Consider the following 13,354-nt stretch of genomic DNA (forward strand, 5'->3'; position numbering starts at 1 on the left):
TCATCGTCAGAAGAAGGCGCCAGAGACAGGACAACCAGGCCTCCGCTGGCGAGTGGCGAGGCCCGCGGCTCGCCTGGGAAGGGTGGCACCGGCTAGCTGACTGGTCGGTTCGTTAATCGACTGGCTGATCGCTCGGTCAGGGCAAGGGTCGTTCCTCGCCGGGCTGATCCGTTGCGCCTCTTCTTGTCCCCTCCTGCCAGGGTAGGACTGTGGCCGCGGTGACCGGGCAGGCCGGGACTTGCGGACGCTTGGTGGTAACGGGACCAGCCGCCGCGCTCATAACCCCAGGCGGGCCGTGAGCTGGTAGCGGACCGGGAGCGAGGTGGCGACTGCCCGGGCGGAAATCACAAGGACGACCCGGCTGACCTTCCTGCCAAAGCCCGGAATGGTCACGGTGGCCTGTCCGCTGGCTATGTCGGCAGCGAGGCGGCGAACGCTGAAGTCCTGGCCTTCATAGACCAGGGCCTGCACAGTATAGTGTTCCGGCAGGACGTTGGCCGAGCGGATAAAGCCGTGGCTGATCCAGCCGTTGTCGCTGGTCAGGGTGTCCTCAAAGTGCAGCTCCGGGATGCGTATCCAGGCTAGCGCGAAGCCCTGACGATTGACCGCATCATCGGTGACCTCCTCAAAGCGCAACTGGATGCGCTGACCGGCATAGGGGGTTAGGTCAATCTGCTCTTCGACCCATTGTGGGTTGCTGCCGCCGCCGCTGGTTCCGGTATAACCGTAACCCCAGTTCCCTCCGTTGGGATTGCTGGCCGTCGTGTAGCGGCCGGGCAGCGTGGTCCAGTTGATTCCATCGGTTGAGGCTTCGACGAAAGCATAGTCGTAGTCGCGTTCCAGGTCGAACCAGGCGGCGAATTGCAGGGTCACGTGTTTGCCCTTGAGCTTGCTCAGGTCGAAGGCGCGCGTCAGGGTACTATCCATATTATCATATCGGTTGCTCCACCACTCATACTGGGAGCGGTAGGGTGTATTGGCGATGATGGGAGTGGTGGGTGTGCCATTGAAGGTCAGGGTCAGAGCGCCTGCCTGCCCCGCCGGCTCGAAGGTGTAGTACTCTGCGGCGTACTGGTGGATCGTGTTGATCATGGTAAAGGGATAGCTGGCGACCTCCTGCGATGGAACGGGGTTTCCAACTCCAATGGTGGCATAGCCGTAGTCCCCCCTGTCAAGATTGGTGTCCTGGACGATGTTGGCGAGATACCACTTATTTACTACGTCGTCAAAACGGTCTTTATAACCGTGACGGGCCAGGACGTGGTCGAAACTGAGAGGGGGATCGGCGGGATCGCTCAGCAGCTCTTTGAGAATGGGGTAACCGCCGTAGTGCTCGGCGAAATAGGTGAGGAAGAGGTAGGCGGCTCCGTAGTGATCCAGGGCTGCTGGCATATCGTCGCTCCAGTCGGTGAGCTGGGTATTGGGGTGGGAGAGAAAGGCGCGATCGGCTCCGTCCACGGAAAAGCCATTGATGTGCTGAGCCACGAGAGACATCCCTTCGTTGATCCAGCCTGGATCGCTCGGGTGCAGATGCCAGTGAATCATGTGCTGTAATTCGTGGGCCAGCGTGCTGTTGTAGTCGGCCGTCCCCGGCAGCATGGCGTCGAGATCGATGTAGATCATCTCGCGCTCGTTGCTGTAAGGGTTGATGGTCGTGGGGTATTCGTCGGCGGAGGAGAAGTAGCCGCCAACGCCGTTGCCCAGGCCGGCAGCGTTCAGAATGGTCAGGTGTGGGTCGTCGTCGATGCCCGGCTGCCACTCGCTGCCGAAGATGGCGTGCTCGCTGGGATAGAGGCGCTCCTCAAAGAGGTCAGCGGAGCTTTTGAGCGCGGTCAGGCTGGCGCTCTGGCCATCCTCGACGTACATGTAGACGTGCGGAGTAATGTAGACCAGCCTGGCATGGATGCGCTGATAGCGATGGGTGTCGAGGTTGATGAGCCAGAACTGGTCTTCCTGGCCGAGGTGGGCGTTGAGAGGCGCACTGCGCCCGCGCTGGGGCGGCGGCTGAGAGCTGTGCAGCTTGAGGCGCTGGGCCAGGCTGTAGAGATCGCGCGGCGGGTGGGCTGTCGTGGTCAGCAAGCGCTCAGCCTGCAAGAGGGCCGGCAGGTTCTGGGGCGTCGGCGACGGCTTCAGGCCGGCGGCGACGTCGCCGGACGCCGGTGTCTTGACGGTGGCGGCGCTGCCAAAGGGGACACAGGCGCTCGCTGTGACCGCTAAGGTAAGCACGAGAGCCAGCAAGCCCAGCCATTCGCGAAGACGCAAGGTGCTGCCCCGAACCCGTTTGTTCATGATCGCTTAGCCCTCCAGTTCTTTGAAGCGGTAGCCGACGCCTCGCTCGGTGAGAATGTATTGGGGGTGAGCAGGGTCTTTCTCGATCTTTTGCCGCAGATAGGTGATGTAGAGCCGCAAGTAGTGGGCCTCATCGCGGTATTCCCGCCCCCAGACTTTGGAGAGCAGGGTCTCGTGCGTGAGCAGGCGCCCGGCGTTGTTGACGAGATGGTAGAGCAGACGGTATTCGGTAGGACGCAGGGTGACCTTCTGGCCACGGACAATGACCTCCCGCCTGGCAAAGTCGATCTTGAGGTCCTTGTCGACGACGATCTCGGTCTTGCGCGCCGGCGGAGGCATGAAGGCCCGGCGCAGCAAGGCGCGGATACGTGAGAGCAGCTCACGTGGACTGAAGGGCTTGGCTATGTAGTCGTCGGCTCCCAGGTCCAGGCCACGAATGCGGTCATGCTCGTCCTGGCGCACTGTCAGCATAATCACTGGAACCGTCGAGACCTCGCGGATCTGGCGCAGGGTCTCAAAGCCGTCCATGTCTGGCATCATGACATCAAGCACGATGAGATCTGGCAGATTTTCGCGCAGTTGCTCCAGTGCCTCCTCTCCACTACTTGCTTCCAAAACATGATAGTGCTCTAGCTCCAGATTCATCCGGACAAGGTCGCGGATACGTGGTTCATCGTCGACAATAAGAATAGTGATATCACGGTGATCGAAATTTTCCTTCTCCATCTTTAAAACACCACCATAGGCAATTGCGCCTTTTCTTTGCGAGGTAGGCTGAACGAGAAGGTCGAGCCTTGATGCAGCGCGCTTTCTACCCAGATCCTTCCTCCGTGAGCCTCGATGATGGCGCGGCAGATATAGAGGCCGAGGCCGGCGCCCGGACGGCTGGAGAGCGATGGGTGGTTGAGACGTTGGAAGCGTTGGAAGAGTCGCTCCTGATCGCGCAGCGAGATGCCCATGCCCTGATCGCTGACGCTCACGATCACCTCATCGCCCACGGTGGAGCAGCTCACGGTGACCGTGCGCTGCCGGGGCGAGTATTTGATGGCGTTATCCAGTAGGTTCTCCAGCACCTCTTCGATGCGGTCGCGGTCGGCCATGACGAGCGGCAGGTTGGGCGGGAGCTGGACCCTGAGATCAACATCGGCGCTCCTGGCCTGGAAGCGTCGCACCACGCCCTGAATCAGCGGCTCCAGATCCAGGGGGGCGATCTCCATGTGCAGGCCGCCGGCTTCGATGCGGGAGGCATAGAGCAGGTTCCCGACCAGCTTGTTCAGGCGGTCCGCCTCCTCCTCGATAGCGAGAAGGCGTGCGCGCAGCGTCTCGCGGTCAAAGCTGGCATCGGCGCGGGCCAGCGTCGAGGCATAGCCTTTGATGATGGCGATCGGCGTTTGCAGTTCGTGCGAGATGACCGAGATGAACATCGAGCGCTGCTCTTCCTGCTCGCGCTCGCGGGTGATATCGCGCACGGTGAGAATGCCGTTCATCGGCTCGCCGCGCGCCGAGTGGACGCAGGAGGCAGAGACGCTGACGCTGAAGCGCTGCCCGTCGCGGGCCGTGATTTGGATCTCGCGATTGACCACGGGCTTGCCCGCGAAGGCCTGCAGGATAGGCGAGTTCTCTAAGCCCAGATCGTTCCCCTGTCGATCCTTGGGGCGCAGCACGTCGTAATAGAAACGGCCCAATACCTCGCTTTCGCGCCAGCCTGTCAGGCGCTCCATTGCTGGGTTGAAGTCGATGATGCGAAAGGCATGGTCGACAGTGAGGATGCCATCCGTGCTGTACTGAAAGATGGCGGCTAGGCGCTCCTGCTCGCGGACCAGCGACTGCGCCTTGAGGGCGAAGCGCATGCTGGCGGCGAGCTGGGCGCGGAAGAGCGCAAGGCGAATCTCGTCGTTCTCCAGGCAGGAGCTGCCTCCAGCGGGGCGCAGATAGTGCAGCATGCCTACCAGACCGCTCTGGTCGTGCAGGATGAGAGAGCAGCGCTCGTACTCCTGGGCCTGGTGACGGCTGTCAGAGCCTGAGCGAGCGAGGCGCTGGCTGCCACGAGCCTCGGCGGTGGCCTCGGGGTTCGGCCCGATGAAATCGGCGAAGAGGTCCAGCTCATCCAGCAGCGCAGGCGGCAGGCGCTCAACCACGAAGGGACGAGCCGGGGTCGGCAGCGGCCCGCGCTGGATGTGGGCCAGCAGGCTGGCCACCGCCGCCTCGTTGATTTGGTAGGCCGTATATTCTTCGCTGCTCTGGGGATCGAAGGCTTCATTGGCCACTACGAAGAGGCCGGCCTCCCCCCCCAAGAGACGAATGGCGCTTCCGATGAGAATCACGAGTTGGCCATGCAGGTCCTTGAAGTGCTGCGTCAGGGATCGAGACATGGCAGGCTCCGACAAAGATAGAGACAAGGCATGTATCTGGGTACAGAGCGGGGCCGGCAGGTTGGCACTGCGTCCCGCCGGGGATTGTCAACGTTCGGTGTCAGTGCTATTTTAACACAAAGCCTTCAGGTAGGACAGTGATGCACATCGACATCTTTACGCTCTTCCCGGCCATGTTTGAGGGGCCGTTTTCTGAAAGCATCCTGAAGCGCGCGCGTGAGCGTGGCCTGCTCTCGATCGCCTTGCATAACATTCGGGATTTTACGACCGATAAGCATCACGTTGTTGACGATTATCCCTATGGCGGTGGCGTCGGCATGGTCATGAAGCCTGAGCCGATTTTTGCGGCGGTCGAGGCCGTCTATCAGGGTGGGCCGATCATTTTGCTGACCCCCCAGGGCCGCCTGTTCACTCAGCAGATCGCTCGCGAATTAGCCCGCGAGCCGCGCCTCTCTCTGATCTGCGGCCACTATGAGGGGGTGGACGAGCGAGTCGCCGAGCATCTGGCCACCGACCAGCTCTCGATCGGCGATTATGTGCTCACCGGCGGCGAGCTGCCAGCGATGGTCATTGTAGACGCCGTGGCCCGCCTGATCCCCGGCGTTCTGGGCGCCGATGAGTCGACACACGAAGAGTCGCATAGCAACTCTCTGCTTGAGTATCCGCAGTATACCCGTCCGCCCGAGTTCCGCGGTTGGCGAGTGCCGGAGGTCCTGCTCTCGGGCAACCATGCCCAGATCGCTCGCTGGCGACGCAAGGAAGCCCTACGGCGAACGCGGCGCCGACGCCCCGACCTCTTTGCCAGGCTTGATCTGAGCAGTAAGGAAGATCAGAAGTTGCTCAAGGAGCTGGAGGCCGAGGGCTGGTAAGCGACTGCCACCCGTCGCGGCAGGCTCTTGAGCGCAGGCCCGCTCGCAGGGCGAACGGTTGGCCCGGCCTGGCCGGAAGCTGCGGCCAGCTACTCCTCATCGGCAACCTGATGGTCGCCATCGGCGGCGCCTGCACGCGGCTCGCGCGACTGGCGCTCTGACTGCCGTCGCAGCGCCTCTTGCCGGGCTCGCTCCTCGGCGATAATCTCCTCAACTTCATCGGCCATCGTGCGCCCCTCCCCGTCGTCATAGCGAGGGCCTGGACGGCTCTCCAGCACCTCGCGTCCGCGTCCCCCGTTCTCCTGGGGACCGATGATGCCGTGGGCCTCTAGCAGGTCGAGCAGCCGGGCCGCACGGGCGTAGCCGACGCGTAGGCGCCGCTGCAGCAGGGAGATTGAGGCGCGTCCATACTCGCGTACCACTTGCTCGGCCTGCTCCAGCAGCTCGTCGTCCAGGGCCGAGTCTTCACCCTCATGCTCTTCGATCTCCCAGCCTGGTTCGACCTCTGGGCTGCCTGCCGGCCGGCGCTGAGCGGCCTGGTCTTTCCAGTAAGAGACCAGGCGCTCGATCTCTTCGTCCGCGACGAAGGCGCCCTGGATGCGCTCCGGCTTGCCTGCGTCGGCCGGCAGATAGAGCATGTCGCCTCGCCCCAGCAGGCGCTCCGCTCCGCCCATGTCGATGATGGTCCGCGAGTCGATGGCCGAGCTGACCATAAAGGAGATGCGCGTCGGAATGTTGGCCTTGATCAGGCCAGTGATTACGTCGACCGAAGGACGCTGGGTAGCCACGACAAGATGAATGCCCGTGGCGCGGGCGAGCTGAGCTAGCCGGCAGATGAGGCCCTCCACTTCCTCGGGGGCCGTCATCATCAGATCGGCCAGCTCGTCGATGATGATCACGATCGAAGGCAGATTCTGCAGCGAGGTGTCCCCACGTGCCAGCCGCTCGTTGCGCAGCTTCCGGTAGCTATCCAGGTTGCGCACGCCCAATCTGGAGAAGAGCCGATAACGGCGCTCCATCTCGTGGATCGCGTTCTTGAGCAGCCCAACCACCGTATCGACCTCGGTCACTACCGGCATCAGCAGGTGGGGAATACCATTGTAGTGTGTCAACTCGACCATTTTGGGATCGACGAGCAGAAGGCGCAGGTCGTCGGGCGTGGCCTGCATCAGGAAGGTGGCGATCATTGCATTGATGCAGACGCTTTTGCCGGCCCCAGTGGCTCCGGCGATCAGCAAGTGGGGCATGCGAGCTAGATCGCCGACGCGGACTGCGCCAGCGACGTCTTTGCCCAGAGCGACCGCCAGCCTGGACTTGGCGCGCGCGCTCTGGTACTCCTTGCTCTCCAGAATCTCGCGCAGGGTTACCAGGCGACTATTTTTGTTGGGAATCTCGACGCCAACGTAGGGCCGGCCCGGTACGGGCGCCTCCATGCGGATCGAACGCGCCTCCAGCACGAGGGCCAGATCGTTCTGCAGGGCCATGATGCGGCTCACGCGCGTGCGCGTCTCGTAGACGATATTGCCGGAGGCATCGCGTACAGGGACCAGGCGCCCTTTCTCGTCGGGCTGCATGGCCGGCTTGCCTGTTGGTCGGATGCCGAAGCGAATGACTGTAGGGCCGATGCTGATGTCTTCGGGCCGGACCTCCGCCTCGACGCGGAAGCTGCGCAGCGTGTCCTGGATGAGCTTGGCCAGGGCCACCGTATCCTCACCCAGCATTTGTAGCTTCATGTCCTCAGGCCGGTTCAGCAGGCTGAGGTCCGGCAACTTCCAGGAGGAGGGCGACGGGCCACTCCGGCGCCGCGGCTGCAAGCCCTTGTCCGCCTCGCCCCCTGACTGGCCCTTCAGAGGGTTGGGGGTCAGCGGCTCCATCTCCGGCAGGTTAGGGACAATGTTTTGGGCCGAGATATGCAGGGGTTGCTGCGGGGGCCGATCAGCGCCGAAGGGCAGAGGCTGCTGCTGTGCGCCGCGAGTGGCTGCCTGATATTCCTGGCGGTCAAGCGGCTTGGGCGCTGGCTGTGGGCCGCGAGAAGCGGAGCCAGACCAACGCCTCCGACGCGCCCTGTCGTCCTGGTCGTCGTCGTCGATCTCGAAGTCTGGCTCGAACTCAATAATGTCCTGGTCTTCCTCGCTGGCCGCCGTCGTTCCCTGGCCGGCTGGTGAACGAGCCGCTCCCGCTCCCACGCGACCTCCATCGGCAGCTCCGTCCCCGGCTCTGGCATCGCTGCTGGCTGGAGCCAGGCCGCTGTAGCGACTGTAGCGGGGCCGCTGGCCGAGGAAGGAGCGAAAATGCTCGTCGCTCCCGCGAGCGAGCGACGGCGGACGGTCGGCAAAGATCCGGTGTACGAAGCGAGCAGCGGCCAGAAGATGGCCGAAGGTAATGCGGAAGGTCACGATGCTGACGATGACCATCAGGCCCAGCAGCAGAATATGGCCGACTGCCGCCGGCCAGTTGCGCAGCGGCAGGATGAGCAGCGCGCCGACAAAGCCTCCGGTCTCGCCGCCCAGGAGGAGCTGGCTTTCGGCCAGGATCAGCAGCCAGAGCAGGGCCAGACCACCTACCAGCGACCAGCGCAGCAGGCTCCGACGACGCAGGCCCTCGATCAGCAGGACCACCGCCAGGACGAGCAGCCCGAGGGCGAGCACGTAGGCTGACCACCCGAAGAGCGTTGTAAAGAAGGCGTAGAACTCTTTAAGAATAAAGGTCTGACGGAAAATTGTCAGCGCGCTTAGCAGAAGCAGGGAAAGTAACAGGAGAACAAAGCTGTAGAATTGTTGCTGCTGGTGCGGTTCAAGACGCTGCCACTGCTCGCGCAGCCAGTTAATAAAGCGCTCGTCTCCCGTAGAGTCAGATGGTGGCGAGGGAGAGGCCGGAGCCTTGCGCCCAGATGGTCGGGAACTCGAGGCCCGTTTAGGGGTTTGACGGGCATTAGCGGAGCCAGGCGAGCGCTGCTCAACGCGGGCACGGCTGGAGCCGACGGCGCCCGCGGCGGCGCTGGCTCGCGCCGTCCGTCGTCCCTCTACGCCTGGTACAATACGCTCCTTGCGCTGATTCTTCTGATCGCTGGCTGCCATTCCCGCTCCGTCTGCTCCTCCCGTTAGCTAGACAGGCTATCCTCTCGCGTGGCGTTCGCTAAAAGAGGGCGTGCTCTTCTTCCTCTCCAGCAGCGCTTGTGTTTGGGTAGCGCGTGCCGGAGTTCTATAAGCAACACCTGTATGATAGCGCAGATGTTCCAGGGGCGCAAGTGGGGAGATGGTCGCTGCGCGGGGCCTGGGCACTGCACAGCGCCTGAGACGAACCTGTTTCGCTGCCGGAGAGCGGCAGTGGGGACCTCAAGCGCCAGAGCAGAACAAGAGGAAGAGAGAGCGCTTTAACCCGGAGACTGGGAAGCACAGAGCAGAGAAGGGATCGATAGAATCATCTCTAGGCTTGAGGACTCTAGAGGAGGCCCCTCGCAGCGCTCTCTCTTAGGGAAAGTATAAGCAGAACCTGTCGCAGGCGCATCGGCGACTTGTCGCAGAACTGTCACAAGCCGCGAAGACCGGGGCCGGCAAGGCGGCGGAGGAAGAAGCGTGCTGCCCCTTTCCACCCGAGGGCCCGAGCGCGGGAGAGGCGGGAGGCCAGGTCGACGGCTGGCGAGTACTACAACAGCTCTCGCCCACCCCGCGCTCGCTGGTCTTGTTGGGAATCAGACCTCCATGACCACCGGCAGGACCATAGGCCGGCGGTGGGTCTTCTCGTAGAGGAACTCGCTGAGCGTATGCTTAATCTTATCCTTCACGAAGGACCAGTCGGAGGCATGGCCATTGAGGCCGACAAAGGACTCCAGCACCCGCTCACGCGCGCTCGCCAGCAGCTCCTCGGCGTCGCGCATATAGACAAAGCCGCGCGAAATGATATCCGGTCCGGCGAGCGGGCGCCCGGTCTCCTTATCGACTGTCAGCACGGCCATCAGGATGCCATCCTGGGCCAGCACCTGGCGGTCGCGCAGCACGATCTGACCAACGTCGCCGACGCCCAGGCCATCGACATAGACGTTGCCGCAGGAGACATGGCCGACGGCATGAATAGCGTTCTTCGTGACCTCGATCACATCGCCGTCCTCGGCGATCACAATGTGATCGGCGGGGATGCCCAGCGAGGCGGCCAGCTTGGCATGGAGCATCAGCTGGCGATACTCTCCGTGGATCGGCACGAAGAACTTCGGACGGATCATGCTCAGCATCAGCTTCAGCTCTTCCTGAGCGGCGTGGCCCGAGACATGCACCGGCGAGACGCCCTGATAAAAGACCTCCGCTCCCTGACGGAACAGGTTGTTAATCGTGCGATTGACCATCTTCTCGTTGCCCGGCACCGGGGTTGCGGAGAGAATCACTGTATCGCCGGGCTGGATACGCACGAGGCGATGGTCCTGGTTGGCGATGCGCGTCAGAGCCGAGGTTGGCTCGCCCTGGCTGCCGGTACAGATGATAACGATGCGCTCTGGCGGCAGCTTGTTGATGTCCTCGGCGCGGATCAGCGTGTGTTTGGGGATGTTCAGATAGCCCAGATCGATGGCCATCTGTACATTGCTCACCATGCTACGCCCGACCAGGGCCACCTGACGCCCATAGCGGACCGCCGTATCGACCACCTGCTGCACGCGCGAGATCAGCGAGGCGAAGGTGGCGATCAGGATACGCCCGGGCGCGTTGGCGAAGATCTTGTCGAGCGAGTCGCTGATCACGCGCTCAGAAGGCGTGTAGCCAGGGGACTCCACGCGCGTGCTGTCGCCCAGCAGCACCAGAACCCCTTCCGTGCCAATGCGCGCCAGCGTACCAAAGTCTGCCGGCTGCCCATCGACCGGCGTGTGGTCGAATTTATAGTCACCGGTGTGCACCACGGTCCCGATGGGCGTGTGAACGACAATGCCCACCGCGTCAGGAATGCTGTGGTTGACGTGGAAGAACTCCGCGGTGCACTTGCCCAGTTTCACCTTGTCGCCAGGAGCAACGACCTTAATGACGGCACGGTCCTGCAGCTTATGCTCCTTCAGCTTCACCTGGATCAGCCCCTGGGTCAGACGGGTGGCGTAGACGGGGGGGAAGTCGAGCGCGGGAAGAACGTAGGGAAGGCCACCGATGTGGTCCTCATGGCCGTGGGTGATCAGGATCGCCCGGATACGCTGCTTCTTGTCCTGCAGATAAGTGGTGTCCGGTATCACCAGATCGACCCCGAACATCTCGTCATCGGGGAACATCAGCCCCGCGTCAACGATGATGATGTCCTCACCATACTCGATCACCATCATGTTCTTTCCGACTTCCCCGAGTCCACCCAGGGGGACAAGTCGAATTTTTTCCATTGTCAAGGTAACAAAAACCTCCTAACCACACTCAAGCATGAGTATGCCCACTCTTTGCTTTTGAGAGATATATATCCACTCCTGTCTCCGCCAACAGGAGTTATAGCCAAATACAGAAAAGTCTACCTGACGTTGAACTATCAGAAATACAGACTATTCGGGCCTGTGATTCCATTAAAAGTCTAGCATATGCAACACGAAAAGACAAGGAAAAACCACCCGCTGGCGACTCATGCAGATAACCTCTGCCTTGCCTTGCCTGGGCTGCCAGCGTTGCTGCCTGGTTCCTCGCTCGCCCAAGTCGCTGGGGGAGAGGCGAGGTAGCCGGGCTGTGGCCAGCAGATGGGAGGAACTTCCTCTGGCTCGCCAGCTAACGAGACACCTGCTGGCTGGAGGCGACAGTCGGCCGCTCGATCGTCCTGCTCGCGCTCCTCTTTTTCTATCTCTTATATCGGTCGCTTTTCTTTTTTCTGCAAACTAGAACACTTGTCTATTAACGGATATTCCCGAGCAAGGCCCGGGCGATCACCACCCGCTGAATCTGGTTTGTGCCCTCGAAGATCTGGGCAACCTTCACATCGCGCATATAGCGCTCGACTGGGTAGTCGCGCACGTAGCCGGCCCCTCCCAGCACCTGGACGGCGTTGGTGGTTACCTCCATCGCCACATCGGTGGCGAAGCACTTGGCCATTGAGGCATACATGCTGGCGTTCTGTTCGTGGTCCAGCTTATAGGCGGCCTCGTAGACCAGGAGGCGTGCGGCCTCGATCTTCATGGCCATATCGGCCAGCATAAACTGTACGCCCTGGAAGGCCCCGATCGGCTGGCCGAACTGGGTGCGCTGGCGGGCGTAGGAGCGTGCGACCTCGAAGGCGGCCTGGGCCACGCCTACGGCGATGGCGCCAATGTTGATGCGACCGCCATCCAGGGACGAGAGGGCGATTTTGAAGCCCTGGCCCTCTTCGCCCAGGCGCTGACTGAGTGGAACAGGGCATTGCTCAAAGATCAGCTCCCGCGTCGGCGAGGAGTGCAGGCCCATCTTGCGCTCGGTTTTCCCGAAGCGGAAGCCTGGGGCACCCTTCTCGACCACGAAGCAGCTGATTCCCTGCGAGCCGCGGACTGGACTCGTGCGGGCCATGACCAGATAGAGGTCGGCCTCGCCTCCGTTAGTAACCCACATCTTGGTGCCATTGAGCAGGTAGCCGTCGCCGCAGCGCTCGGCACGGCACTGGAGGCTGGCCGCGTCCGAGCCGGCGCCGGTCTCGCTGAGGGCGAAGGCGCCCAGCAGCTCGCCGCGCGCCAGGCGCCGAACCCAGCGCTCGCGCTGGTCCTCGCTGCCGAAGCGGGCGATGGAGCCGGCCACCATGTTATGGACTGAGAGGCCGACAGCGGTCGCCATGTCTCCCCTGGCCAGCTCTTCGTAGACCAGAGCGGCCACGGTTCGGCTCAGGGCACTTCCCCCGTAAGCTTCGGGGATTGTCATGCCCAGCAGGCCCAGGGTGGCCATCTTCAAATAGACTTCGCGCGGGAAATACTCCTGTTCATCCCACTGAGAGGCGTGGGGCGTAATCTCTTCTTCTGTAAAGCGACGGACGGTGTCGCGAATCGCTCGTTGCTCTTCGTCGAGGTCGAACTGCACTGCTAGCTCCTGTTCTGCTGCCGGCTAAGGCTCGCTTCCGCTCTGTAACAACGAGCCGGAGCCGGAGCACGTATGTGCTCTTGCTAGCTGACGCTGGCTGACACAGACCGGGCAGAAAAAGACAGGCAAACCGAGGCGAAGTGGCGGGCGAGGCCGGTCCTGCCGGGCCGACTGTGGGCCATCGCATCGCTGGCCACGGACAACCAAACAAGTGGCCTGCACCAACCTCTTCATCATTATAGCAGTCCTGCAACCTGGTGCTGCTAGTAGTAGCTTGCCGGCGTGAGGAGCGGAGCGAGGCGAGGCGAGCACCAGGCTCGCTCGGGGCATGGCGCTGAACGCCAGCGGGCCATCCTTACTGCTCAGGGCAGAGGGCGATGCGCCGGAGGACAGAAAAAGCCACGCGCCGCAGAGCACTGGAGCGCGTTGGGTCGTTGGAGACCACAGAACCGCTGGCGGGCACCGGGCCGGTGCCCTCCCTGCTGCCTGCGGGCAGGGCACCCGCCGCAGCGCCGTCCTGTTCCTCCTCTTCTTGCCCTCTCTAGGCTGGGCTTCGCCTCACACCCTGCGTAATACGGTAAACCCCGGCGTTCCACAACTGCCGGGGCAGCGGAGCCGATGGTCGGACTCGAACCGACGACGACTCGCTTACAAGGCGAGTGCTCTACCAGCTGAGCTACATCGGCCTCTCGGGGCGTGGGCTTGGTCTCTGCCTCTGGTCTGCCGGGTTAGCTCGCTCGCTAGCCAATGACTGGTTAGCTGGAGTTCCTTCCGCTTACTTTCTTCTGTGCTCACTACTATAGCATAATGGAGCCAGGATTGCAAGAGAGGGGGAAGG

7 protein-coding genes and 1 tRNA gene are annotated in these 13,354 nt (G+C 62.4%); 1 reads left to right on the top strand and 7 read right to left on the bottom strand.

All coding sequences use genetic code 11. The features are described 5' to 3' along the window. Positions 1 to 276: 276 nt before the first annotated feature. From ACFMO7_RS16070 to ACFMO7_RS16080, 3 genes are read right to left on the bottom strand one after another with little or no spacing between them, the layout of a single operon-like run. On the bottom strand, positions 277 to 2,289 hold the full coding sequence (locus tag ACFMO7_RS16070) for a hypothetical protein (RefSeq protein ID WP_376796507.1): 2,013 nt from the start codon (positions 2,287 to 2,289) through the stop codon (positions 277 to 279). 6 nt (positions 2,290 to 2,295) lie between these two features. Next, on the bottom strand, positions 2,296 to 3,015 hold the full coding sequence (locus ACFMO7_RS16075) for a response regulator transcription factor (RefSeq protein ID WP_069804796.1): 720 nt from the start codon (positions 3,013 to 3,015) through the stop codon (positions 2,296 to 2,298). 2 nt (positions 3,016 to 3,017) lie between these two features. Continuing rightward, positions 3,018 to 4,661 carry a sensor histidine kinase gene (locus ACFMO7_RS16080; protein ID WP_376796508.1) on the bottom strand — a complete coding sequence of 548 codons (1,644 nt, stop codon included), beginning with the start codon at positions 4,659 to 4,661 and terminating at the stop codon, positions 3,018 to 3,020. 140 nt (positions 4,662 to 4,801) lie between these two features. On the opposite strand from ACFMO7_RS16080, the gene trmD reads away from it, so the two are divergent. Beyond that, positions 4,802 to 5,530: a tRNA (guanosine(37)-N1)-methyltransferase TrmD gene (gene trmD / locus ACFMO7_RS16085; protein WP_376796509.1), complete on the top strand. Its 729-nt coding sequence runs from the start codon at positions 4,802 to 4,804 to the stop codon at positions 5,528 to 5,530. Positions 5,531 to 5,619: 89 nt separating this feature from the next. Here trmD and ACFMO7_RS16090 read toward each other — a convergent pair whose 3' ends face one another. The 4 genes from ACFMO7_RS16090 to ACFMO7_RS16105 all read right to left on the bottom strand — a co-directional run bounded on the left by ACFMO7_RS16090 (position 5,620) and on the right by ACFMO7_RS16105 (position 13,202). Next, positions 5,620 to 8,607, bottom strand: a complete 2,988-nt coding sequence (locus tag ACFMO7_RS16090) for a DNA translocase FtsK (protein ID WP_376796510.1) — start codon at positions 8,605 to 8,607, stop codon at positions 5,620 to 5,622. Between the two features lie 614 nt (positions 8,608 to 9,221). Then, entirely contained in the window at positions 9,222 to 10,877 is a 1,656-nt protein-coding gene (locus tag ACFMO7_RS16095) for a ribonuclease J (protein ID WP_376796541.1), read from the bottom strand. 493 nt (positions 10,878 to 11,370) lie between these two features. Then, a complete protein-coding gene (locus tag ACFMO7_RS16100) occupies positions 11,371 to 12,516 on the bottom strand; it encodes an acyl-CoA dehydrogenase family protein (RefSeq protein WP_376796511.1) in 1,146 nt (381 codons plus the stop codon). A gap of 613 nt (positions 12,517 to 13,129) precedes the next feature. Then, positions 13,130 to 13,202: transfer RNA gene (locus tag ACFMO7_RS16105), tRNA-Thr, on the bottom strand. Positions 13,203 to 13,354 lie beyond the last annotated feature (152 nt).

Source organism: Thermogemmatispora sp., assembly GCF_042408735.1.
Lineage (GTDB): Bacteria > Chloroflexota > Ktedonobacteria > Ktedonobacterales > Ktedonobacteraceae > Thermogemmatispora.